The following is a 23,077-nucleotide window of genomic DNA, read 5'->3' as shown; positions in this document are numbered from 1 at the left end:
GGGCTCGGTAAAGTGCCTAGAATTTTAGTGTTGGAGTCGGCCATCTGACTAACCACTCAATGCATGTTTCAGGCGTGGCGGCCGGGTTGGGTGAATAGTGAATAACGAATGAATAAGTTTTGTCGTAGGGGTGATGACATGAAAAGTATAATTCTATTAATGCTCGCCATGATGGCAGTGGCGGGTTGTAGTGATTCAGACAGTGCGGATACGGCTGCGAATACACCATTGGATTCAGATGGTCAGCAGGAAGTGCCCGTTACTATTGAAGTCCCTGAAAACCCGGGTACGGACCCTGGTGATCCCGGCGGCCCGGGTAATCCTGGTGACGGTTATGATGGCCCACGCAAAGTGTGTCTGGCCATTACGGGTCTGGAAATTAAAGGCAGTGCCGGCAATATTATTGAATACACCAATGAAGTGATTGAAGAGGCGCTGAAGTCAGATCCTGATTGTGTGCCACCATCAGAAATCATCAGTGATGCGCTGCCAGAAGGCATGGTGCTGATCGACTTACTTAATATGAGTGATGACTTGGCCTATCTGCTGAAAGGTGTGGGCCTGCCTGTAGATGATTATGTCAGTGTGACCCTGAATATTAACGACCAGGGTAGTTACGGTGGCGGTTATGATGTCGATCTTGATGGCGATATCGATATCAGTACCGGTAGCCCTTACTCCTATGTTCAGGAATATGATGGTGACTATAAGAAAGTTGATCTGGGCGGTAAGCTGGAATTTGCCGGCTTTAACCTGAAAGACAAATATGGCTACCCGCAGACCTATTCCATGATGATTGACCCATACAGCGCCTTTGATATGCAAGATAACGGTGCTTACGGGCTTTCTGGCAAAGGGATGTGGCTGGTCAATAAACTGGATGCTATCGATGTCGTGGGTGAGATCCTGGATTCGGCTTGCGTTCAGGACAGCCTGAAACTGATTTATCTGTTTAAATCTGATTCCGATGGTCCAAGCTCAGGTGATCCTGATTACGTGACCACTGCAAGTCAGGATGATAACGGGGGCTATTCTTACGGTATGGCCAGTATTCCGAAAGGATACTATGACTTCGAAATCATGTGCGATGTCGATGACGCTATCCCTGAATTCTCCGGTTACGGCAGCTACGATGTTGAAGTGACAGATAACGCAGACGGTAACTATGATATCTACTGAGTTACCGGGTTGATGTAAACACAACCGGTCGACTTTGTTCGACCGGTTTCTTTTTGTCACAAGCTTGAATTTCTGCTGAACAGCTAGTCGATAATGCTGAAAATGCGGTTTTTTAGCTTTTTACACAAGATCAATATCTCATTTTTACGCAAAAATAATCTTAGTGTGTCCAGAACAACTCTTTGATTCCCGTCCTGTTTATAAATAATGTCGATGTTTTTAGTCGCGATTGCCCAGATAGGTCTGGTTGTTTTTTGACCTGCCATTCTTTAAAGTTCTCTCCATTGCGTGTGCAGGAACCAAAGAGAAACAACTATGACTTTCAGTGGCAAATTGCTTTCACCGGCGTTGAATGGACTCACATTACTAAAACAGATTGCACTCAGTTCAGTGTTTGGTGTCGCTGTGATGGCGTATGGTATACATCCGGTTCAGGCATCTGTGACCACAAAGCCGACCAATCATCTGAAATCGACACTTAAATACGTGGAGCTTGAAGCGGAAGCGGGTGATAAGAATATGCAGCTTTTTCTGGGCCGGGCGTATCTGGAAGGAAATAGCGGTATTGAGGCCGATCCACTGAAAGGGCTTTACTGGCTGGAAAAAGCTGCCGTAGATATGCCCGAAGTGAAAACGATGATCGGCGATCTGTTCAAAAAAGGCCAACTGCTGCCACAGAATAATGAGCTGGCAATCAACTGGTACAGCAAGGCGGCCAACGAGGGTGATATCCCTGCTATGGTCGAGCTGGGCAATTATTATGCTTCCGGCGCTGCAGGCGAGGTGAACTGCGGTAAAGCGATTCACTGGTTTACTCAGGCGTCGAATGGCGGCTCACTGGATTCAAAACGTAATCTGGTCTGGTTATACGCAACCTGCTCAGATGAAGAAGCACGCGACGGTCATTTAGCGCTGAAGCTGGCGAAACAGCTAGTTAAAAAGTCTGAGGCAGATGCGGGTGACTATGACAATCTTGCTGCCGCTTATGCTGCCTGCGGTCAATTTAACCAGGCGGTCAGAGCGCAGGAAATTGCGCTTGAGAAATTAGAGCAGGATGCAGAAGCGCAACGCATTGCGAAGTTTACTCAGCGCTTAAGGCTCTATCAGCAAAACCAGACGATTTACAGCGCTTCGTTGTAATACCCTTTTCGCATAACAACACCTGAACGGTTATTTCTTCTCCTGTTATGCATTACAGCCTTCACCTTGTTGTGAAGGCTTTCTTTTGTCCCATTTCGAATACAGATTTTTACTTCAATTGGCAGTATTTTGCCGATAATTAATACATAGCTGTGTTTTTTGTAATGGGCGATGTTGTGATACCTCCCGAACGTGATATTTCCGATATTGTAAGCGGTGGCACGCTGGATTTCTCATCCGGAAACAACCGGTTGAGTGCCGCAGGTGGTGACGCGGGTATTCGTAAACTGGCCGACGCCTTTTGTCAGTGTATGGATACGCAACCTGAACTGGCGGTAATTCGGGCCAAGTATCCGGATGATCTCACTGATTTTCGTGAAACGCTGACGACTTTCTTGCTGACCTGGATACGGGGTGAAGTACCGCTGTACACTAAATCGAATGGTCGGCGTTACCTGAATACCAACCAGCGGCGGGTGCGCCTGAACAGTGCTGAGAAAGAAGCCTGGCTTCGCTGTATGCAACAGGCACTGGATACTCAGCCCCTGAGTGAAGTGTTTAAGCGGTACGTCATGGTGCAGTTAACCTTATCGGCTGAAATGACGCGAAAGGCCTCCGAATCATAAAGGACTGGCTGTCGATTTCTTTTACATCCTCTCTTTGTTCACCTTATTTTTGTAAATAAAAACAAAGCATTATAAGGTGGCCTGCTGCTTGCATAGCCTTATCACTCATGTTGTAGATTGGGGAGCAAGGCATGAAGTTATTGAATGGGTTAACATTGACAGCATTGTGTTGCTTTGGCGCTTCAGTCAATGCTGTTGAAATCAATTTAGCGGCACCGGGTGTTGATCAGGCGGTACTGACGATGGGCAACCAAGGTGACAGTTATGTGGCTGTTTATCAGCAAACCGGGGCCGGGTCGGGTAATCTGGGATCTTTCCTTCGTGTTCAGGAAGGAGGAAATGGTAACGGGAACGGTAATAGTAATGGGGATGGAAACGGCATACAGGAAGGCTTTAATACCAGTACGACAGATCCTTATATGATGGATCAGCATCCGTCGGGTAATTTTACCCGTGATGTCACCTTCTCTGAATTACAGTCGCTGGATGGCTTCTATGCCTTTATTCTCGATGCTAATGAAACCGGGAATAATAATGAAATTGTACTGACGAACCTGATGCTGTTCTCAACAAGTGTTGCCAGCCAAAATGTGGATGATATTGCGAACTTGCAGAGTAGTACTTTGCTCTGGAGTCTGGACTGGGATGACAATGGGGCTTTTCAGGATAACTCTGTGCGTCTGGATACCAGCAAGGATAACAATGGCCCGGGTAGCGGTGCGACGGATTTAGTGTTCTTAATCAATGAGAATTACTTCGCCAATATTCCCGCCGGTCAGAACAATTTCGTTCTCTACTCCAGCTTCTCTGAGTTTGATTCAGGCTTTGAAGAGTGGGCACATGACCAGGTGGCATTTGATCCGGATGGTGGCGATCCGCCAACGCCGGTTCCTGAACCTGGCAGCTTAGCTTTACTGGGTATCGGCTTACTGGGTTTATTAAGCCGCCAGTCCAGAAGCCGCCATCAGGCATAACCAGTCAATCAACCGTGTCGGAAAGGGAGCCTCTGCTCCCTTTTTTGTGCGTGAAAGCGCTAATCTTGCGGAGACTTCAATAAGTCTTCCAGCGCCTGAATGGCAGCATTGACCCATTCCTGTAAGTCTTCAGCCTGCGATAAAGAGGGAGTGCGCTCAGAGCAAGACATCTTGATAGACATAACCTTTTACCTCCAAGTTAAGTGTAGATCGGTCGGGTCATTTTCTGACAGTCTTAAAAGGACAGACTCGTTAGCCTTACAGGGACAGGCATAAAGAGGCATAAAGGGGGCTTAAGTGCTTATTGATTCCATTGTGGAATGAATTGATATCTTAGCTTTCGCTGTTAACGGATTCTGAGTGATGTTAATTTTTCCGGCCATGGGGACTGCTCCCCATCGTTTTCAGGAAGAAGTATGGACATCTCTTTAGACATTCTCGCGATTTTATTCTTCGTGGCCGGTCTGGCTGCCTTTATTGATGCTATCGCCGGTGGTGGCGGACTGCTGACCGTGCCTGCGTTATTGGCAGCCGGCGTGCCGCCGACACAGGCTCTGGCGACCAATAAACTGCAAAGCTCCTTTGGCAGTTTTTCGGCTACCTATTATTTTGTGCGTAACGGCCTGGTCGATCTCAGGCAAATGGTGCTGGCAATAATCTGTACGTTTGTCGGTTCAGCCGTGGGTGCGGAACTGGTGCAAGTGATTGATGCCGGGCTGTTGACGACTATGATTCCTGCCTTGCTGATTGTCATTTCTCTGTATTTTCTGTTCGCGCCCCAGGCCAGTATTCACGGTGGGAAAGCGAAAATTTCTGACGGACTTTTTGCCTTTACTGTCGGCACCAGCATTGGTTTTTATGATGGTTTCTTCGGGCCCGGAACCGGCTCACTGTTTACCATTTGTTTTGTCACTTTGGCCGGTCTGGGTATCGTGGAAGCGACAGCCCGTACCAAAGTGCTGAACTTCACCTCCAATATTGCCGCGCTGATGTTCTTTATCATGGCAGGTCTGCCGGTATGGGAGATTGGCCTGGTGATGGCGGTCGGAGGATTCATCGGCGCCAGAATCGGCGCTAAAGTGGTGGTCAGTAACGGACGAAAGTTAATCCGCCCTATGGTGGTGATCATGTCGATGCTGATGGCAGGAAAGCTGCTGTGGGAACAAAATCCGCAATGGTTTCAATAAGGTGCTTCACGCGTTCTGAGCGGTAGCTGTGCTGACGGTAGCAGAGGTAAATGGGCCGGACAAAGCCATCCAGAAACGCAAAATGCTGGCAGTGCTGCTCTTTGATTGCCAGTGTTTTCACCACAGAAAGCGGCACCAGTGCAGGGGCTGCGCCGCCCAGTGCCAGTTTGGCGGCTGCGGTGTATGAGTCCATTTCCATCAAAGGGCGGATCCCCGCCTGCTGCAATAATCCCGCCTGATAAGCATTGGCCGGATTGCTGAGATCATTGGTCAGCAGGCACTCTGGTGCCTCCGCCAGTGGCTGATTGAAGACCAGAGTAAAAGGCTCATCAAATAAATGCCTTGCCTGAAGCCCGTGATGGGCGGGCAGATGACCGGCACAAAACCCGACGGTTGCATCACCGGCCTGTACTCGCTCAACAATGACAGGGGTGTGGTGGGTATTGAGCACGATATGAGGATCGTCTTTCAGAAAGCGCCCCATCAAGGCGGCCAGATAACCAGCCACCAGGGTTTCTGAACAGGCCAGAATAATCGGACTATGATCCCGGATAGCCTGTTGATCGAAGATCTGGCCTTTTAATTCATTGAAACCGGGGCCGACCTGCGCCACGAGTGCCTGCGCATCCGGGGTTAATTTGATATTCCGGCCATCAGGTACAATCAGCTTTTTGCCTAACCGTTGTTCCAGCCTGGCGATACGTTTACTGACAGCACTCTGGCTGATGTATAAACGGCTGCCGGCACGGCTCATGGTGCCTTCTTTTGCTAGTACCAGTAATGTTTCCACACCTTCAAGCAGCACAAATAGCCCCCTGGCGCATGATTGATGAATAGTTGGAATGGATGATAACAAAGCCAGCAAGGGGAGGCGATGGGCGAGCGGGGGAAATAACAGATAAACCGCCAGTAAAACTGCCCGGCGGCTTATCAGAAAGAAAGCTTAGTGATGACCTGAGGTGTCGTCGGGATGCGTCTGCGTGATACTGCCTACTTCCAGCATAGGCGCCACATCCAGGTGTTCGGCATTCATCATGGAAGAAATGCGTTGTACCGACGACAGCAGCAGCGACTGTTCCCATTCGTCTAACTGCTGAAAACGGGAGACAAAACTTTCCTGCAAAGGCAGAGGGGCTTTATCCAGATTCGCCAAGCCTTCAGCGGTGAGATGCGCGTGCACTTTTCGTTTATCCAGCTTGCTTCTTTCCCTGACGACAAGGCCACGTTTTTCCAATCGGTCAAGAATGGTGGTTGCTGTTGCCTGACTCATATTGGTGTTGCTGGAAAGCTGGCGAATAGTCACTTCACCTGAATCGCGTATGGCTTTCATCAGTACCAATTGCGGTCCGGTCAGGCCGGTTGATTTGTTCAGTTGTCTTGAATGCAGGTCGATCGCTCGGATTATTTGTCGCAGGGCGATGAGGACTTCTTCATGTTTGTCCATGTTGCTCTCCCACCTTGTTGCCGCACGGAACATCAGGTGATGGATTGTTGCGTGATAGAAACGGCAAAAGCACTTATTGATTCAGGTTGTCTGAGTAGTCAGCTGACGTGATGGCTTGTCTTTTTCAGTCAGACCTTCAGTAAAGCCAAAATTCTAGCACGCCAGTTAATAAGCCAGCTATCAAAAATGCTGTAAAAACCATGATTTGCTCGATTTATCGGCTTCTGACATCAGGAAGCAGCGACGAACAACTCAGGTACTTCCTGATAAACAGACTAGCTGTCGATTCCTGCTGATCATTTCTATTGTAGATTAGTGGAATAGTTATCGGCCCCACACTGAAATACCGATAAGGAGCGGTGGGCTATCCTGAGGCACGCTAATGAAAGTGATTAAACCTTGACCACAAAATATCGCATTTTTTTGTTTGTACGGATTTTGGTCACTGTTTTTCAAATTGTTTCTGTTTGTTACTTGTTATTGTATTTGTCGTGAATAATAATAATTCTCAATATAAGCCTCATTGTTTTTAATTTCACCAAGGACGATACGCCCAAGATGAAGAAGACTTTTACCCTTTCTCTGCTGGCCACTGCTGTTGTGGCCTCCGCTTCAGCGCATGCTGCTGTGTCTAAGCAAGATGTGGTCAGCCATTACGCGGATATTGCTTTTAATGTTTTCAGTGATGCCCGGACAACGGCACACAATCTGGACAAAGCCATTGATGCTTTGATTGCTGCTCCTTCTGAAAAGACGCTGGCTGAGGCCAAAGAGGCCTGGAAGTTGGCTCGTATCCCTTATCAGCAATCGGAAGTGTTTCGTTTTGGTAACCCGGTTGTAGACGACTGGGAAGGCCAGCTGAATGCCTGGCCTTTGGATGAAGGTCTGATCGATTATGTTGCCCAGAGTTATCACCATGAGCTGGGTAATGACGGTGCCACGGCTAATATCATCGCAAATGAAACAATTCAGGTGGGTAACGCAACGATCAGTGCGGTGCAAATTACGCCTGAGTTACTGGCGGATATGAATGAAGTCGGTGGTTCAGAAGCAAACGTCGCCACCGGTTATCACGCCATTGAGTTTCTGCTGTGGGGCCAGGATTTGAACGGTACCTCTGCTGGCGCCGGTGAGCGTGCCTATACCGATTTTGCCAATGGTGAAGCTTGTACTAACGGTCATTGTGATCGTCGCCGGGCTTACCTGAAAGCAGCATCTGAGCTGCTGCTGACAGATCTGGACTGGATGGCCAAGCAGTGGTCTGCAACCGAGAAAAGCAATTACCGCAGCGAGTTGCTGGCGGATTCAGCGGATAACGGCTTGCGTAAAATGCTGTTCGGCATGGGATCACTGTCACTGGGCGAACTGGCGGGTGAGCGTATGAAAGTGGCGCTGGAAGCCAACTCGACTGAAGATGAGCATGACTGTTTCTCAGACAACACCCATAACTCACATTTCTACAATGAGCAGGGCATTTATAACGTTTACACCGGTACTTATAAGCGTGTCGATGGCAGCACAGTGGCTGGGCCGAGTATCCACGATCTGGTGGCGGAGAAAGATCAGCAAGCAGCCAAAGCCATTCACACTGAATTCGACAACGCCCGCTCGCAGGTTTATACCCTGGTTGAGTCGGCAGAAAAGAATAATCAGCATTTTGATCAGCTGATTGCGGCCGGTAACAAAGCCGGTAACAAGCTGGTCAATGACGCCATTATGGCGCTGGTGAAACAAACGGCGGAAATCGAGCGCGCTGCCAGTATTCTGGGTGTCACAAACCTGAATCCGGATACCGCTGATCATCAGTTTTAAACTGTGATGGTATGAACCAATAAAAACAAAAATAAGGGCTCAGATGAGCCCTTTTGCCGTCATAACGGTTTATTTGAAGCCTTTAGAATGTGAGCGTGTACAAACATGAAGTTGAAGCTTTTTGCAGCCAGGATAGCTGCGTGTTTTCTGCCGTTAGCGATCGCTTTTCCTGCCGCGGCCCAGCAAAGCAGTGAAACGGCGGCTACGGCTGATCTTTCTTTACTGAAATCCGGTGGGGCGACCAGTGTCACTAAAACCGGTGCCAATGCCTTCTCCATGCCAGCGGCGAATCTGCCTTTGGTTCACCGTCTGGATTTTAGTGTCGGCAACAGTTTTTTCCGTAATCCTTGGGTGCAGGCCCCCGCGACCACAGATGCCCGTGACGGGCTGGGCCCCTTGTTTAACACCAACGGCTGCCAGAATTGCCACATCAAAGATGGCCGGGGGCATCCACCGGAAGAAGGCGATACCAACGCCGTGTCTATGCTGGTGCGGTTAAGCATTCCGGCCCTGACACCGGAACAGAAAAAAGCCCTGATCACAGATGGCGTGATCCCAGATCCTGTCTATGGTGGTCAGCTGCAGGATTTTGCTCTGCCTGATGCCAAGCCCGAAGGCCAGATCACAGTGACATACACGGATGTACCGGTCACTTTTGCGGATGGCGAGATCGTCACACTGCGCAAACCGACGCTGGCGATCACGCAACTGAATTATGGCGACCTGCACCCGGACATTATGATGTCGGCGCGTATTGCCCCGCCCATGATAGGCCTGGGATTGCTGGAGCAGATCCCCGAGCAGACCCTGGAATCACTGGCGGCAGCCCAGCAGGAAGAAGGCAAAGGGATTTCCGGCCGGCTGAACCGGGTATGGGATGTTGAAAAACAGCAAACCGTAGCCGGACGCTTCGGCTGGAAAGCGGGCCAGCCGACACTGAAGCAGCAAAACGCCGGTGCGTTTAACGGCGATCTGGGCCTGACGAGCCGTTTGTTTCCGGTTGAAAATTGCACCAGCGGTCAGGACGTATGTCAGACACTGCCCAATGGCGGCTCCCCCGAAGTCAGCGATAAGATCATGAATTTTGTTGAATTCTATTCCCGTCATCTGGCTGTACCTGTGCGCCGCAATCTGGATGATCCGCAAGTAAAACGCGGTGAGCGATTATTTGCTGAGGCAGGGTGCGGATCTTGCCACCAGAGCAAGCTACAGACAGCCAAAGTCGACAGTTTACCGGCTTTGTCGGAGCAGACCATTCACCCTTATACCGATTTGCTGCTGCATGACATGGGAGAAGACCTGGCGGATGGCCGTGGCGAGTTTCAGGCCAACGGCCGGGAATGGCGAACCGCACCGCTGTGGGGGATTGGTTATACCGAAGAAGTGAATGGCCATACGTATTTCCTGCATGACGGCCGGGCCCGCAATCTGATGGAAGCTGTGCTCTGGCATGGCGGTGAAGCGCAGGCCAGCCGCGATCAGGTGCTCCAGCTGGGTAAACAGGACCGGGAAGCGTTAATCGCTTTCCTGCAATCACTGTAAGGACATGAAAATGAAAAAAACGATGATTGCACTGAGTTTGATGTCACTGATGACAGGGCTGACTGGGTGCAATGAAAATCAAGAGGCAGTCAGCGCCACGATTCACCAGCAGCATGTTAAAGCTGTCGGCGCATTTACAGAAGCCGCCCGGGAGCTGGAGAGTACCGTCGAGACGCTTTGTCAGGCAAACACGGATGATAATCTGGCCGCAAGCCGCTCAGCATGGCAAGTGCTGATGCAGGACTGGATGGTATTTCAAGGCCGGGAGAAAGGCAGCGAACAAGCACTGGCTCTGGCCTGGCAGATCCAGTTCTGGCCGGACAAGAAAGACATTACGGGTCGAAAAATGGAGCAGCTGTTGGCGCAGGACGCGAAATGGACTGCCGAGTCGCTGGCTGAACAAAGTGTGGCCGTACAGGGGCTGGGAGCGATGGAGTGGTTGCTGTATGCCAACCCTGACAAGTTAAGCCAGTCCAAAGGCTGTGCACTGGCGCAGGCAGTCAGCCAGCGCCTGATACACAGCGGGGAAGCACTGGCTGAGGCCTGGAAAGCCAATCCCTGGCAGGCAATGACACCGCAACTGGCACTGGGCGAATACCTTGGCGCCCTGACCAATCAGCTGGACTTTGCCATGAAGAAGCTGACATTGCCGATGGGTAAGCCGGGTCATCCGCGTCCTTATCAGGCGGAGTCCTGGCGCTCTCAAACATCAATGAGCAATCTGAAAGCCAATGTACAGGCCATGCAGTCGTTGTATCTGGCAGAAGGGAAAGGGTTGGATGCGTTATTGCGGGCGCAGGGGGAAACTGCACTGGCTGATCGTATTGCCGGGCAGTTCGACAGTCTGCTTGCCGGCTGGCCGCAAAGTGCCAGCATGGGCGCGTTACTGAAAACACGCGATGGCTATCGCGCACTCATCAGTATTTTTAATGGCATGGAGTACATTCGTTTCGCACTCCATGATGAGGTCTCGCCCGCTTTGGGTATTGTCGTAGGGTTTAATGCAACCGATGGTGACTGATTTAACAAGGCGTGCACTGCTGAAGCAGGCGCTGGGCACCGCTATTTTGCTTCCCGCTGCCGGGATACTGTCTGCCTGTGCGTCAGCAGAGCTCACCAAGGGGCACCTTACCAGGGGGCAGTCAACCGGCACAGAAACCGGGAATCGTATCATCGGCTGCAGCAGAACCGCTGACGGCCGTTATGCCGTTGTTGTGGCAGACTCGCGCGGCCTGCCCATACACCAGATAGCCCTGCCTGAACGCGGGCACGGTGTGGCGATTCAGCCAGACGGAGCACTGGCGGTGGCGTTTGCTCGTCGTCCGGGGGCTTATATGCAGGCTTTTTACCCGGCAACGGGAGAGGCGCTGCCGCTTCGCCGTGCTGATCAGAACCGCCATTATTACGGTCATGGCGCATTTTCCGCTGACGGCCGTTACCTGTTCGCCACCGAAGGGGTGAGCACAACCAGTGAAGGCGTGATTGGCGTTTATGATACGACAGCCGGTTTGCAAAAAGTGGCTGAGTACACAGGGTTTGGTATTGGGCCTCATGAAGTGGTACTGGCCGATCCGGAAACCTTGGCGATTGGTGTCGGGGGTGTACATACCTTGGGTCGCGAACCGTTAAATCTGGATACCATGCAGCCTGCTTTAGTGTATCTCGATATTCAGAGCGGGAAAGTTGTCGAGCAAGCTGTGCTGTCAGATAAACGGCTGAGTATCCGGCACCTTGCCGTGACAGATACCGGTGACATCGCCTGCGGTCAGCAATATCGTGGACTGCCAGAGCAGGCCGCGCCGCTTGTTCATTTGCATACACGTGGCGGCGCGCTTCGCCCGCTGCTGGCGGATGAAGAGGACTGGATGCGGTTTAATCATTATATTGCCAGTATTGCCAGCCTGGACGGTTATCTGCTGGCGACCTCGCCACGAGGCAACTGCTATGGCATCTGGCGTGAAGAGACTGGCGAGCTGGTGGATCTGCAGCCATTGTCGGATGCGTCAGGAGTGGCAGTCAGCCAGGGGCAGTGGCTGGTGGGTTCAGGGGCGGGAAAAGTGCTGACCCGCACGCCGCTCCGTCCGGGCCGGATCGAACAATCCGCAGTGATGTGGGACAACCACTGGAAATTGCTGTTCAGTTGAAACTTTGAAACAACGGCCTTTCGAATATCTCACTATCTTTATAACTATAAACAGGGAAAGCATCGAGTTATCGTTTGATTTCAAGCGATAATCGCTTTGCTTTGCCATAATGATAGTGATGGTAGCGGAGAGCGCACATGACGAGGCTAGGTCGTATCGGGCTTCTTCTGGTAGTCAGCAGTGTTTCATATACTCTGCATGCACAGGATGCGTCAAACACAGGTCCTGAGTCAGAGATCAGTGTAGACATCGAAGCGCCTGTTGCACCAGAAGCTGAAACAAGTGCCGTCGCTGAACCGGCTCCTGTTGCCGAGGCGGCAGTCGTAGCGCCAACCCCGGAGCAGATTCAGGCTCAGAAACAAGCGGAAGAATTAGCGCTTATCCGGCAAAAGTCACTGGCCTGGGTCGATGAGGTGTCCGCTCAGTTACCGGGATTGCGATATAAACAGCAACTTGCTCAGTTGTATCACGGGTTAGGCTATGTGCCTCTCTGGCAAGACAGCTTCACTGTGACTGATTTTGAGCAGCAGTTATGGGTGCTGACACTCGCGCAAACCAGCCCGGATTTTAATCATCGCCTGAAACAGCTCAAACAGCTGAAGCAAAGCCAGGATTGGCGCCAGTATGATCTGCTTGCAACTGACACCTTACTGGCATACCTCAGTTTCATTGAAAATGTCATTGATAACCGCACGCAGTGGCTGTTTAGCGAGGAAGTGCCAACACGCATGCCTGCGCCTTCGGATGAGAGTCTCTCCGAGCTGATGGCAGTGCTGGAACGAGATCAGCTCAATGCTTTCGTGGCGTCGCTCAAGCCTACCGGACGTCACTATAACCAGTTTCTGCAAGCCATCAACCGCATGGAAGACATTGCAGAGAAGCCCTGGCCAGTGTTCAGTCAGCCCGGCATTATCCGCCTGGGCGCCTGGCTGAGAGATCCCGATGTCTTAATCACCGTACTGGAACGTTTGGGGGATTTAACTGACTACCAGGCAGAGCAGCTCAGAGCCGCGGGCAAGAAACACTACAATATCGATCTGGCAGAAGCGGTGAAGCACTTCCAGCAACGGCATGGGTTGAAAGTGGACGGTGCAATTGGCCCGCAAACCCGTGCCTGGCTCGCAGTGACGCCTCAGGAACGTATTCGCCTGCTGGCACTCAATGCCCAGCGCAGCCGGGTGTGGACGTCAGATTTTCCGTCCCGGCTGGTTGTGAATATTCCCGATTTTGCGCTGAATCTGTGGCTGGATAATCGTATGGTTTTTGATGCCAGAGTCATTGTCGGGCAGCCTAAACGGCCAACGCCTGTCATGAGCTCGAATCTGTCTGCCGTGGTGTTTAATCCGTACTGGAATGTCCCTAACTCTATCATGAGAAAAGACATTCTGCCTAAAGCCCGGTACGACAGCGGTTACCTGTACCGCCATCACTACGACGTACTTCGCGGTTGGAACAGTAATGAAAAAATTCCCATCAGCTCTATCAACTGGCGCTATGTGACGGCGAAGAACTTCCCGTACCGGTTACGGCAAAAACCAGGGGCGCATAATGCACTGGGGCGTTTTAAATTCACCATCCCCAATAATCAGGCTATCTATCTTCACGATACGCCGTCAAAAAGCCTGTTCAATAAAGATTTCAGAGCGTTCAGCTCTGGCTGTATCCGCGTTCAGGGCGCGGATGAAATGGCGAAAGTCTTGTTAAGCTATGCCGGCGTATCAGAGCAGCGCTTTGATCAGCTGGCCGGGCGAAGCTCGACCAGAACCGTCGGCGTGAAACAGAAAATTCAGGTGTTCCTGATTTATCAGACTGCGTGGATTGACGAACAGGGATTGGTGAACTATCGCAACGATGTGTACCAATACGATGAGCAGGATAAAAATTCACCAGACTCTGAAAAATTTGCATCAATTTACAAAAATTAAATTCCTTATGCGTCAATAACTAGTCAATTTACTGGCTTTTTTGATGTCTGTTTTTTGACTTTTGTGCGTTGACTCATCGAAAACACACGGCTATCGTGCAGTCGTTTACAGGCTTTTGCGCTTGTTTTTTGTGTTTTACAGTTGAGTTTTTCAGGATGTCAGAAGTAGATAATAAGCGTCGTCAGCTCCTGATCGCGAGCGGGCTGACATTAGGCGCCTTTATGTTGCCAAAAATGGCGATTGCGAGCCCATATACCGCGAAAAGTGCCCGAGAGCTGTACCTATGTAACATTCATACCAAAGAAGAATTGGAAACACGTTACTTTGACGGGAAGTTCTATCTGGACAAAGAGCTAAAGCGCATGAACCATATTTGCCGCGACTTTCGTCAGAATGAAGTGGCGCCAATGGACCGACGCCTGTTCGATGCGATTTCCCAGATCCGTGAAGAATTGAGCCATAACGGTCAGGTTCGCATCATATCTGGCTACCGTTCGCCCAAAACCAATCAAATGCTGCGCGGCTCCACCAAAGGCGTGGCAAAGAAAAGCTACCATATGACAGGTCAAGCCATTGATTTTAATCTGGAAGGTATTTCTTTGTCTCGTGTCCGCAGTGCAGCACTGGACCTGAAGTTGGGTGGCGTGGGCTATTATCCCCGCAGCGGGTTTGTGCACATTGACACAGGTCCTGTGCGTCGCTGGTAAGCGCAGTACGCAGAACAACTGGGGTGTGGTATGCTGGCGCGGTTTTGCAACAGTTAGGACAAGTGTATGAGTCTGCAGTTTGAAATCGTGCCAGTGACCCCGTTTCAGCAGAATTGCTCAATTCTGTGGTGTGATAAAACGCTGGAAGGTGTGGTTGTCGATCCCGGTGGGGATATTGAACGTATCACGGCCCGTATTACGTTATTAGGCATCAGGGTGGTGAAAATCGTTTTGACGCATGGTCATCTGGATCATGTCGGCGGCACGGCACCGTTATCGTCCCAGCTTGAGGTGCCTGTGTGGGGACCACACAAAGACGATGCGTTCTGGCTGGAGTCGCTGCAGCAGCAGTGCCAGATGTTTGGCTTTCCACCCGTGACTTCGTTTCAGCCTGACCGCTGGCTCGATGAGGGAGACTGTATCCGCTTTGGTGAGCAGAGTCTGGCTGTGTATCATACACCGGGCCATACGCCGGGGCATGTTGTTCTGCACAGTGAAGAAGCCGGACTGGCGGCTGTGGGTGATGTGCTGTTTAACGGCAGTATCGGCAGAACCGATTTCCCGCGTGGTGACCATGGCACATTGATTACGTCGATCAAAACCAAGTTATGGCCACTGGGCAACGACACGCGCTTTATACCCGGCCACGGTCCAATGTCGACTTTTGGTGAAGAGCGAGCCAGTAACCCGCACGTTGCTGATGCGATGGCGCTCTGGTAATCCGCTTATCTGGCCTGCGCCAGAAAACGACGAGCCAGACCGATAAAGTCATCGGCTGGCCTGTCGAGCAGATCTTCTGAAATAAAAAAATCATACCCCATCAGCTCTCTGTTGTAGCGCATGCGGTTCGCCAGCATAGCCAGCAACCCCTTATTGATTTTCCCGTTGTCCCCCACATAATGTTTGTCATCAAATAACATATCTTCTATTTCATGAGGCGGATTGTCTGCGCGCTTGTACGCCATGATCATCAAACCGCGCTGTTCCATTAAGATCTGGCTGGCAATACGGGGGCAGATGCTGTCCAGGAACTCATCGTAATGTTTGAGCCTGATGCCAATCCAGGGCAGGGGTTTGTGCCAGCCCTGAGTGCTGACCGACGCGCGTCCTATATCCGCGATATTCTGCCATCGGGTCAGCCAGCCGCCGTGCGGACTGTGGTATTGCAGGTGCATGAAAGTGAGGGTGAACGTAATCGGTGACTGCCGGTTGAGTTTCACCCCGATGAGTAACAAGGTCGTCATGGCGAGCAGCAACAGCGCGACGGCCACGCCGTTAATGTCGGGAAAGGTAAAGACTGTCAGCCCCAGCGCGAATATCGCCAGCAGGCTCAGCCAGATCAGATAAGCGCCGGGTTTGGGATGCGGCGACTGGATATATACGCTATTCAAAATAACTCCAGAGAGAGCATGAAGAGAACATCTTTATCAAGTATGGCAAATTGTCCGGAGATGTTACTCACAGGTTGCGGTGACCGATATGGGTGTCAAATCATTGGCGACTGTTTATGCAAAGCGTAAGGCTCAGTTTGCATGAAAATCAGTATTTATTCTATTAAGTGCATGAACTTGTAAAAGATAAAAATGAGATCTTGTCGCTTAAAATACGCAAAATATGGCTTTTATTGTGCTTAAAATAGCCGTTTGCTGGCATTCCTCTGACATCCTTGATATAACTCGCGCTACTTTTTTCCCCGCTGGGCATCCAAACTGGCGACTGAAAGTAGTACAACGGAGTAGGAAGTTAATGAGAATCTCTCACAAACGTAAAGTACAGCTTAAACTGCAAAAACGCATCAAAGCGGCCACGGCAGTGACTCAAAAACCTGTCACCAAAGCAGCGGTGAAGCAGGCAGCCCCGGTAGCGGCAGCAAAGCCTCAGGTTGATGTGAAAAAAACAGAAGCACCAGCGGGTAAAGTCGCGGTTACTGTATCGCTGACACCCAAGCAGCAGCAGGTGCTGAGCATAGTGGCAAACAATGCAGAAGGCATTAACCCGAAAAGCATCGGTCTTGAAGCCGGCCAGGAAGACAGCAAAGCCGCTTCCTGGGCAACGGGTGCGCTGAAAAAACTGGTTGAAGAAGGTCTTGTTGAGCGAATTCAGCTTGCTGGCAATAAAGTCGTATATAAAACGCTATAATTGTCCTTCCCCGTTCCTGAATGATCAGGAGCGGGTTACCTTTCTTGCCTTTTTCAATCATTTATCTCTTCTTTATCCCCGCTATCATCATTTCTCACAGTTGACCATTCATGGCTGATTTTATTGCGTAATTTCGTTTCGGTCTGACGAACTAGTCTTATTCTGCTATACCTATTTAAGAGGATCGGATTATTCACGGATGTAGGCACTCACAGACGAGGTAATATGACAATGATCAGTGCTCGAGAGTTTTCCGAATGGTTACGTAACCGTTTTGCTGAGGACGAACAGGGTGTGTGTTTAACCCGGGAGGACATTAATCAGCTGACTGGCCGGCAAAGTTTCTCGCTGGGATTTGTGCATGATATTCATTACGAGTTAATGCAGTTTGATATGGCATTCGTAACAGATACATCCCGGGAAAACTTTTATCTGGTCCATCTTTCCAAGAAGTCATGGCGAGACCAGTTGGAACGACAATATGAGCGTGAGCTGTTTTGTAATGTGTTACCGCTGGATAAATCCGGTTGATTTGAAGAACAAATACAGCAAGGTGCAATAGCGCAATAAAGCATCAAACAGAAAGTCAACAGACAGCCAAAAGACAGTCAAAAGAAAGGGGCGCCCTGTGAGCGCCCCTTTCTGTGCAGGGTTACTGAGCCCGAAGGTTACAGGACAGCGGCAATGCCATTACACAGAGGCTGCATGTTATCTTTGGTCATACCCGCCACGCTGATACGGCCAGAGCCGACGATATAAATAGCAAATTCTTCTTTCAGGCGTGTCACCTGATCTTTATTCAAGCCAGAGAATGAGAACATGCCATTCTGGCGCTCAATAAAGCTGAAGTCGGCGTCAACACCCAAATCTTTCAGGGTCTGAACAAACAGGGTACGCATTTCCTGAATGCGGTCACGCATGTCTGCCACTTCCTGCTCCCACTCTGCACGCAGTTCGGCATTGTTCAGGATTTCAGTCACAATCGCTGCGCCGTGAGCGGGTGGGTTAGAGTAGATCACACGGGCAATGCTCTTAACCTGGCTGAATGACGTGCTGGCCACTTCAGCGGTTTTCGCCACCAGAGTGAAGGCGCCCACACGCTCGTTGTACAGGCCAAAGTTCTTGGAGAAAGAGCTGGCGATCAGCAGTTCACTGTTGTGTTCAGTAAAAATACGCAGACCGGTGGCATCTTCTTCAACGCCTTTGGCAAAGCCCTGATAAGCAAAATCGAACATTGGCAGCAGGTTTTTCTCTGCACAGAAATTTGCTAATGCCAGCCATTGATCGGCATCCGGGTCGATACCGGTAGGGTTATGGCAGCAACCGTGCAGCAATACCACATCACCTGCTTTAGCATTAGCCAGAGAACTCAGCAAAGCATCGAAATCCATGCTCTTGGTTTCGGCATTGTAGTAAGCGTATTGTTCTGTCTGCAGGCCCGCAGCGCCAAAGACACCAAAGTGGTTTGCCCAGGTTGGGTTGCTGATCCACACGGTCACATCGCCCAACTGGCGTTTGATGAATTCAGCCGCTACGCGCAGTGCACCTGTACCACCCGGCGCTTGAGCCGTTTGAGCACGTTTGTCAGTAATAATGGCGGCATCTTTGCCGAACAGCAGTTCCTGAACAGCCAGACCGTATTCTGCTGTTCCGGGAATACTCAGATAAGATTTGGTGGTTTCTTTTTCCAGCAGGATAGCTTCAGCTTTTTTCACTGTCGCCAGAACCGGGGTATTGCCCGATTCATCTTTGTAGATGCCAACGCCCAGATTGATTTTCTCAGCGCGAGTGTCATTTTTGAATTCTTCAGTCAGTCCCAGGATAGGGTCAGCTGGTGCGGCAACGATTTTTTCAAACATTCGTGAATCATCCATGCTAGTCAGTGATACGGTCGACGTGCCTGGAAAGACCATAATTTTTCAATGGCCATGTGACTCTGATCGAAATTCTGCAGTCCTTCAAGGATCTGGCAGACAGAAATCCGGTCTGGCTTTTGACATTCCGGTGCGATCAGGCTCCCAAGCAAACATCCATTGTAAAAGAAAATGAAACACAAACATCATCTATTGGAAATTTTCACGTGAGCTGGATCACATTGCGAATTTGCAACTTTTCATTACCCCATCCTGAAATGCCGGATCACGCTGAATGCCATCGGCGATGGCGTTGATGCTCTTTGATAAATTCCATGAATGCCCGATCAGCCATCGATAAGTAACCATTTTTTCGCCAGGCGATAGCCAGGCTGAGCTGTACCGGTTGCTCGAAAGGCACGGCTGCTAAACCGGGTTCGTGGCGGGTGACCATTTCCAGTAAGGCTGATATGGCAAATTCCTGCCTGATAATACTCAGGATCATGGGCAACAGGTTTGTTTCAAATGCGATGTGCTGTTTGAGCTGATGTGCCTGACAGACATGGTCGATATAGTCGCGATGAAAGTAGCCTTGTTTGAACATCACCAACTCCTGGCTGAAAAACTGTTCGAACGACACCGAGGGCTGCCGGGCAAATTCGTGGTTCGGGCTGACGACAGCCACCATTTCGGATGTGAGTAACGGCTCGGCTTCAAGGCTGTCGGGGAGATCGGCACTTCGGATCACGCCTAAATCCAGCTCTCCGTTAAGCAGCATCAAACGGATCGATTGGGTACCGGCTTCGACCAGCGTCAGTTTGAGATTGGGGTAGCGGGATTTAAACCCCATCAGGATCTCGGGGAAAAAATACGACCCCAGCATACTGGGCACCCCCAGCCGGACTTCGCCTTTTTGTAACCCCTTTAATTCCGCCATGGCGATCTTGGCATCATCCACTTGCTGCAAAATCAAGCGGGCATGCTGAATCAGTACCTCACCTTCGTGAGTCAGCACTATCTGGCGATCGCTGCGGTGAAACAAGGGCATCTCTAACTGTTGTTCGAATTTCTTTATCGCAATGCTTAAAGCTGGCTGGGCTATGTGCAGCTTTGCCGCGGCTTTAGTGAAACTGCCGGCCTCTGCAATGGCAATGAAATACGTGAGCTGGCGAATGTCCATTGGTTACTCTGGTTATTAATAAAAGATATGGAGTCGATATTTTTAATATATTTTCACTATCAAAGGGAAATTGCTACTGTTTCAGCAACTCTTCATCATCCGGTGCCTGTCTGTGATAGAAATCCATAGTTCTGCCTATCGTCGGGCCAGTTTTGCTCTGGCTCTTGGCTCATTTCTGGTGTTTTGTAATTTGTATCTCTTCCAGCCACTGTTGCCTGTGATGACGGAGGCTTTTTCCGTGAGTGCCACCAAAGTTAACTGGTTGCTGGCAGCAGGTACACTGGCCCTGGCACTGACTCTGGTGCCGTGGGCGGTCAGCTCTGAAATGATTGGCCGACGCAAGGTGATGCTGCTGAGTCTGTTTTTATTGCCTGTGGTGGGCATACTGATGCTATTGGCTGAGAGCTTGCTGATGCTGAGCCTTGCCCGGGCGCTGATGGGCGCCTCGCTGGCAGGGTTTGCCGCGGTTGCTGTGGCCTATATGGCTGAGGAGTTTTCACCTAAAGCCCTGTCGCTGGCGGTAGGCGGATATATCAGCGCCAACTCACTGGGTGGTATTGCCGGGCGGTTGTTCGGCGGTTTTGCGTCTGACGCCTGGGGTTGGCAGGGAGCTGTGCTGGGTATGGCCCTTTTTAGTTTGTTTGGCGCTTTGGTGGTCGCCAGATTATTGCCGCAGCAGCAACATTTCACCCCTCAGCGCGGCCAGCTCAGGCATCACACTAAACATGTGATCAGGCATTTACAGCAACCGGTATTGTGGATCCCTATGCTGATTGGCGGTATCAATTTTGCCTTGTTTGTGAACCTGTATTCCGTGATGGGTTTCAGGCTGGTCTCACCGCCTTATTCCTTGCCGGTTAGCTGGGCGTCTTTGATATTCCTGTGTTATCTGAGCGGGACGCTGACCGCAAAACTCAGTGGCAGCTGGAGCATCAGGTATAAGCCGGTGAGTGGCATGATACTGGGTACGACAATCAGTGTGCTGGGGATGTGGGTCGCCGCGCTGGACTCTGTGTCGGCTATGCTGAGCGGTTTGCTGTTAATCAGCTCCGGAGCGTTTTTTACCCATTCTCTGGCATACGCCTGGGTGAGCCAGAAAGCGAAGACAGGAAAAGCCACGGCCACCGCCCTTTATCTGGTGCACTATTATGTCGGCGGCAGCCTGGGCGGGTTTTACCTGATCACCTGCTGGCAGCACTGGGACTGGTACGGCGTGCTGGTGGGCGGCAGTGTGCTGTATTGTGCTCTGTATGCCTTGTGCTGGCGTCTGGGAAGAAAGCAGGCCACCGAGCCTGCGGCATCGGTGGCTATTTAGTATCTATCCGGATCTGATTGGGTTAAACCTCGCTGGTTTCACTGACCAGGGGTTCTAACGGCTTGCGCCTGTCGCGGTACTGATAGCCATAGGGGTGAAACCGGTAGCAGTCGCGACCGGCATCTTTGCACTCGTACAATGCGCGGTCGGCCCTGTCTATCATGGTCATCAGGCTGTCGCCTGTGGTAAATGTCGCAATGCCGATGCAGGCTGTGATCGACACATGTGTTTCTTCTATATCAGTTGGCAGTTGCAGTGAGCGGATATCGGCTAACATCCGGTCTGCAATTTTTTGCGCTGTTAAGGTATCGCAGCAGGGCAGGCAGAGAATAAATTCTTCGCCGCCATAGCGTCCGAACAGATCGGTTTTCCGCGAGGCCAGTTGCAGATGATCGGCAAAACCGCGCAGTACTTTGTCGCCAACGCCATGGCCCCAGGTATCATTGATGCGTTTGAAACGATCGATATCAAACAGCAGCAGAGAAAAAGGCTGGTGCTTGGCCTGACAGTTTTCCATCGCTTTCTGGGCTTGCTGCAGTAACATTCTGCGATTGTAAATACCGGTTAACGGATCCAGGGTGGCCTGGCGGTACAAACGCATCAACATGTAAAGTTTAGATAACTGTGACCAGATGACGACGATAGCCAGCACGTTCTGCAGCCAGTAATTGGCCAGTGTTTCCGGCATCAGAACAGTGCCTGTCTGTAAATCGACTGTGATTTCTGTAACAGCGGTGAATGCCAGCAGGCACAGGCTTTCCTTCAGGGTAATCGGCAGGATAGTTAAAATGGCGACATGCAAAATAGGCAGCAGCGTATAGCCGTATTCAAAACCGCTGTACACTTTTGGAAAACCCAATACCCAGATGCAATAGGTGTAGAAGAGATTCAGTCCTAAAACCATGAGTGTCATGCACCATTGCGACTGACGCAAGGTGGTGTGAGTCTCGTTGACTTTGGCAATACCCAGTAAAAATAACGCCAGAAGTAAACGGGCACTGGCAATTCGGGTATCTTCTCCTGTTTTCAGGTAAAAAAAGTCAAAAGGTATCCATGCTATGATCAGTACTGCCCATACAATGCAGAGCAGAGCAATTCGGCTGCGCAGGTATCCGCTTCGCGTATTCTGGAAGCTCTGGGTGTGCGCTTTAGCACTCCATAGATCCGGAATATAGAGCTTGAGCGCATGGCACAGCAGCCTATGGTAGTGGTTATAAGTCGATATCATCTTTGCTTCCAGCTCATCTGACATCTGTTTTGTGAGAAAAAACAGACGGTAAACGCCCTTTATTTTTATAATCGAACAATTATTCTACAAGACGAGCCTCAAAACCGTGATCTTGGTTCATATAATGCATGTGAAACCAGGTTAATTGTCGGAAATTTTGAGCAATGGATGTTTTTAGTACTGTTCTGATATAATTTCGGGTGTTTTTCTCTTTCTTCTGTAGCCTTTCATGAATATGACTTATACCACTTTACTTATCTCTGCTCTGTTGGGAGCACAGATGATTCTCACTCTCGTTTTGACAAAAGGGGAGATCTGTCCGGGCCAGCGAGGCCGGGTCCATAAGATGCTCCCTGTACTGCTGCTGGGATGGTTAATCGCATGCATCAGCCAGCCGGTGGCACTGCTGCCTCTTCTGGGTCTAGCCTGGTTCACTTTCCAGGTAAAAACCGGAAAGACGCGGGATCAGGGGCCGTTGAAGCTGTTATATGCCTCGTGTGCGATGGCAGTGCTGAGCTGGCTGATGGCACTCTCTTCGCTGCCATGGCCTGAAAAAGCACAGAGCCTGATTGCGGTAGTGATGTTTGGTGCCGCCCTGGCGCACCTGTTGCTGACCCAATCGCGAACGCGTTTGCAGGCTTTTCACCGGGTGTTACCGGCGGGAGGCCTGGTGGCGTAGATT

At 50.6% G+C, this 23,077-nt stretch carries 22 protein-coding genes and 1 pseudogene; 16 read left to right on the top strand and 7 right to left on the bottom strand.

Going from position 1 to position 23,077, the window contains the following annotated elements; all coding sequences use genetic code 11:
- Positions 1 to 138 precede the first annotated feature (138 nt).
- The 4 genes from P0Y67_RS15050 to P0Y67_RS15035 all read left to right on the top strand — a co-directional run bounded on the left by P0Y67_RS15050 (position 139) and on the right by P0Y67_RS15035 (position 3,919).
- Positions 139 to 1,179, top strand: coding sequence for a hypothetical protein (locus tag P0Y67_RS15050; protein WP_342392526.1), 1,041 nt, complete (start codon positions 139 to 141; stop codon positions 1,177 to 1,179).
- 315 nt (positions 1,180 to 1,494) lie between these two features.
- Positions 1,495 to 2,319 (top strand): tetratricopeptide repeat protein, encoded by an 825-nt coding sequence (locus tag P0Y67_RS15045; RefSeq protein WP_342392525.1) that lies wholly within the window; start codon positions 1,495 to 1,497, stop codon positions 2,317 to 2,319.
- Between the two features lie 176 nt (positions 2,320 to 2,495).
- Entirely contained in the window at positions 2,496 to 2,945 is a 450-nt protein-coding gene (locus P0Y67_RS15040) for a globin domain-containing protein (RefSeq protein WP_342392524.1), read from the top strand.
- Between the two features lie 131 nt (positions 2,946 to 3,076).
- Positions 3,077 to 3,919: a PEP-CTERM sorting domain-containing protein gene (locus P0Y67_RS15035; protein WP_342392523.1), complete on the top strand. Its 843-nt coding sequence runs from the start codon at positions 3,077 to 3,079 to the stop codon at positions 3,917 to 3,919.
- A gap of 59 nt (positions 3,920 to 3,978) precedes the next feature.
- On the opposite strand, the gene P0Y67_RS15030 is transcribed toward P0Y67_RS15035, so the two are convergent.
- Complete coding sequence (locus tag P0Y67_RS15030; protein WP_342392522.1) at positions 3,979 to 4,101, bottom strand: hypothetical protein; 123 nt, start codon at positions 4,099 to 4,101, stop codon at positions 3,979 to 3,981.
- Positions 4,102 to 4,335: 234 nt separating this feature from the next.
- On the opposite strand from P0Y67_RS15030, the gene P0Y67_RS15025 reads away from it, so the two are divergent.
- Positions 4,336 to 5,106 (top strand): TSUP family transporter, encoded by a 771-nt coding sequence (locus P0Y67_RS15025; RefSeq protein WP_342392521.1) that lies wholly within the window; start codon positions 4,336 to 4,338, stop codon positions 5,104 to 5,106.
- On the opposite strand, the gene P0Y67_RS15020 is transcribed toward P0Y67_RS15025, so the two are convergent.
- Positions 5,045 to 5,911 (bottom strand): LysR family transcriptional regulator, encoded by an 867-nt coding sequence (locus P0Y67_RS15020; RefSeq protein ID WP_342392520.1) that lies wholly within the window; start codon positions 5,909 to 5,911, stop codon positions 5,045 to 5,047. The genes P0Y67_RS15025 and P0Y67_RS15020 overlap by 62 nt on opposite strands.
- Positions 5,912 to 6,049: 138 nt before the next feature.
- Positions 6,050 to 6,550, bottom strand: coding sequence for a MarR family winged helix-turn-helix transcriptional regulator (locus tag P0Y67_RS15015; protein WP_046219768.1), 501 nt, complete (start codon positions 6,548 to 6,550; stop codon positions 6,050 to 6,052).
- 558 nt (positions 6,551 to 7,108) lie between these two features.
- Between P0Y67_RS15015 and P0Y67_RS15010 the strand changes: the two genes are divergently transcribed.
- The 7 genes from P0Y67_RS15010 (at position 7,109) to P0Y67_RS14980 (ending at position 15,400) form a co-directional block, all read left to right on the top strand.
- Positions 7,109 to 8,362 (top strand): imelysin family protein, encoded by a 1,254-nt coding sequence (locus P0Y67_RS15010; protein WP_342392519.1) that lies wholly within the window; start codon positions 7,109 to 7,111, stop codon positions 8,360 to 8,362.
- A gap of 105 nt (positions 8,363 to 8,467) precedes the next feature.
- Positions 8,468 to 9,904 carry a di-heme oxidoreductase family protein gene (locus P0Y67_RS15005; protein WP_342392518.1) on the top strand — a complete coding sequence of 479 codons (1,437 nt, stop codon included), beginning with the start codon at positions 8,468 to 8,470 and terminating at the stop codon, positions 9,902 to 9,904.
- Positions 9,905 to 9,914: 10 nt separating this feature from the next.
- Positions 9,915 to 10,925, top strand: a complete 1,011-nt coding sequence (locus P0Y67_RS15000; protein ID WP_342392517.1) for an imelysin family protein — start codon at positions 9,915 to 9,917, stop codon at positions 10,923 to 10,925.
- A complete protein-coding gene (locus P0Y67_RS14995) occupies positions 10,915 to 12,048 on the top strand; it encodes a DUF1513 domain-containing protein (RefSeq protein ID WP_446728842.1) in 1,134 nt (377 codons plus the stop codon). Before P0Y67_RS15000 ends, P0Y67_RS14995 begins: the two co-directional genes overlap by 11 nt.
- 137 nt (positions 12,049 to 12,185) lie before the next feature.
- Positions 12,186 to 13,973, top strand: coding sequence for a L,D-transpeptidase family protein (locus tag P0Y67_RS14990; RefSeq protein WP_342392515.1), 1,788 nt, complete (start codon positions 12,186 to 12,188; stop codon positions 13,971 to 13,973).
- Between the two features lie 155 nt (positions 13,974 to 14,128).
- Entirely contained in the window at positions 14,129 to 14,680 is a 552-nt protein-coding gene (locus tag P0Y67_RS14985) for a YcbK family protein (RefSeq protein WP_342392514.1), read from the top strand.
- Positions 14,681 to 14,746: 66 nt separating this feature from the next.
- Complete coding sequence (locus tag P0Y67_RS14980) at positions 14,747 to 15,400, top strand: MBL fold metallo-hydrolase (protein ID WP_342392513.1); 654 nt, start codon at positions 14,747 to 14,749, stop codon at positions 15,398 to 15,400.
- Positions 15,401 to 15,405: 5 nt separating this feature from the next.
- Here the strand turns inward: P0Y67_RS14980 and P0Y67_RS14975 are convergent, their stop codons facing one another.
- A complete protein-coding gene (locus tag P0Y67_RS14975; RefSeq protein WP_446728841.1) occupies positions 15,406 to 16,074 on the bottom strand; it encodes a DUF2982 domain-containing protein in 669 nt (222 codons plus the stop codon).
- 352 nt (positions 16,075 to 16,426) lie between these two features.
- Here P0Y67_RS14975 and P0Y67_RS14970 point away from each other — a divergent pair, with 352 nt between their 5' ends.
- Together P0Y67_RS14970 and P0Y67_RS14965 are read left to right on the top strand one after the other, a co-directional pair.
- On the top strand, positions 16,427 to 16,819 hold the full coding sequence (locus tag P0Y67_RS14970) for a MarR family transcriptional regulator (RefSeq protein ID WP_342392511.1): 393 nt from the start codon (positions 16,427 to 16,429) through the stop codon (positions 16,817 to 16,819).
- A gap of 225 nt (positions 16,820 to 17,044) precedes the next feature.
- Positions 17,045 to 17,350, top strand: a complete 306-nt coding sequence (locus tag P0Y67_RS14965) for a hypothetical protein (RefSeq protein ID WP_342392510.1) — start codon at positions 17,045 to 17,047, stop codon at positions 17,348 to 17,350.
- Positions 17,351 to 17,487: 137 nt separating this feature from the next.
- On the opposite strand, the gene P0Y67_RS14960 is transcribed toward P0Y67_RS14965, so the two are convergent.
- Complete coding sequence (locus tag P0Y67_RS14960) at positions 17,488 to 18,678, bottom strand: amino acid aminotransferase (RefSeq protein ID WP_342392509.1); 1,191 nt, start codon at positions 18,676 to 18,678, stop codon at positions 17,488 to 17,490.
- Positions 18,679 to 18,958: 280 nt separating this feature from the next.
- On the bottom strand, positions 18,959 to 19,852 hold the full coding sequence (locus tag P0Y67_RS14955) for a LysR family transcriptional regulator (RefSeq protein WP_342392508.1): 894 nt from the start codon (positions 19,850 to 19,852) through the stop codon (positions 18,959 to 18,961).
- 112 nt (positions 19,853 to 19,964) lie between these two features.
- Here P0Y67_RS14955 and P0Y67_RS14950 point away from each other — a divergent pair, with 112 nt between their 5' ends.
- Positions 19,965 to 21,167 (top strand): MFS transporter, encoded by a 1,203-nt coding sequence (locus tag P0Y67_RS14950; protein WP_342392507.1) that lies wholly within the window; start codon positions 19,965 to 19,967, stop codon positions 21,165 to 21,167.
- A gap of 22 nt (positions 21,168 to 21,189) precedes the next feature.
- Here P0Y67_RS14950 and P0Y67_RS14945 read toward each other — a convergent pair whose 3' ends face one another.
- Entirely contained in the window at positions 21,190 to 22,395 is a 1,206-nt protein-coding gene (locus tag P0Y67_RS14945) for a GGDEF domain-containing protein (protein ID WP_342392506.1), read from the bottom strand.
- A 229-nt stretch (positions 22,396 to 22,624) separates the two neighbouring features.
- Between P0Y67_RS14945 and P0Y67_RS14940 the strand changes: the two are divergent.
- Positions 22,625 to 23,071: pseudogene (locus P0Y67_RS14940) on the top strand (hypothetical protein); the annotation flags it as partial.
- Positions 23,072 to 23,077: the final 6 nt, after the last annotated feature.

Origin of the sequence: Photobacterium sp. SP02 (assembly GCF_038519165.1) — a bacterium.
Lineage (GTDB): Bacteria > Pseudomonadota > Gammaproteobacteria > Enterobacterales > Vibrionaceae > Photobacterium > Photobacterium halotolerans.
Note: the sequence above shows the minus strand (reverse complement) of the source record. Positions and strands in the feature narration are given on the sequence as shown.

Coding starts and splice junctions, on each gene's coding strand:
- P0Y67_RS15050 (WP_342392526.1), top strand. CDS start 139: ATGAAAAGTATAATTCTATTAATGCTCGCCATGATGGCAGTGGCGGGT.
- P0Y67_RS15045 (WP_342392525.1), top strand. CDS start 1,495: ATGACTTTCAGTGGCAAATTGCTTTCACCGGCGTTGAATGGACTCACA.
- P0Y67_RS15035 (WP_342392523.1), top strand. CDS start 3,077: ATGAAGTTATTGAATGGGTTAACATTGACAGCATTGTGTTGCTTTGGC.
- P0Y67_RS15030 (WP_342392522.1), bottom strand. CDS start 4,101: ATGTCTATCAAGATGTCTTGCTCTGAGCGCACTCCCTCTTTATCGCAG.
- P0Y67_RS15025 (WP_342392521.1), top strand. CDS start 4,336: ATGGACATCTCTTTAGACATTCTCGCGATTTTATTCTTCGTGGCCGGT.
- P0Y67_RS15015 (WP_046219768.1), bottom strand. CDS start 6,550: ATGGACAAACATGAAGAAGTCCTCATCGCCCTGCGACAAATAATCCGA.
- P0Y67_RS15010 (WP_342392519.1), top strand. CDS start 7,109: ATGAAGAAGACTTTTACCCTTTCTCTGCTGGCCACTGCTGTTGTGGCC.
- P0Y67_RS15005 (WP_342392518.1), top strand. CDS start 8,468: ATGAAGTTGAAGCTTTTTGCAGCCAGGATAGCTGCGTGTTTTCTGCCG.
- P0Y67_RS15000 (WP_342392517.1), top strand. CDS start 9,915: ATGAAAAAAACGATGATTGCACTGAGTTTGATGTCACTGATGACAGGG.
- P0Y67_RS14995 (WP_446728842.1), top strand. CDS start 10,915: ATGGTGACTGATTTAACAAGGCGTGCACTGCTGAAGCAGGCGCTGGGC.
- P0Y67_RS14990 (WP_342392515.1), top strand. CDS start 12,186: ATGACGAGGCTAGGTCGTATCGGGCTTCTTCTGGTAGTCAGCAGTGTT.
- P0Y67_RS14985 (WP_342392514.1), top strand. CDS start 14,129: ATGTCAGAAGTAGATAATAAGCGTCGTCAGCTCCTGATCGCGAGCGGG.
- P0Y67_RS14980 (WP_342392513.1), top strand. CDS start 14,747: ATGAGTCTGCAGTTTGAAATCGTGCCAGTGACCCCGTTTCAGCAGAAT.
- P0Y67_RS14970 (WP_342392511.1), top strand. CDS start 16,427: ATGAGAATCTCTCACAAACGTAAAGTACAGCTTAAACTGCAAAAACGC.
- P0Y67_RS14965 (WP_342392510.1), top strand. CDS start 17,045: ATGACAATGATCAGTGCTCGAGAGTTTTCCGAATGGTTACGTAACCGT.
- P0Y67_RS14960 (WP_342392509.1), bottom strand. CDS start 18,678: ATGTTTGAAAAAATCGTTGCCGCACCAGCTGACCCTATCCTGGGACTG.
- P0Y67_RS14955 (WP_342392508.1), bottom strand. CDS start 19,852: ATGGACATTCGCCAGCTCACGTATTTCATTGCCATTGCAGAGGCCGGC.
- P0Y67_RS14945 (WP_342392506.1), bottom strand. CDS start 22,395: ATGATATCGACTTATAACCACTACCATAGGCTGCTGTGCCATGCGCTC.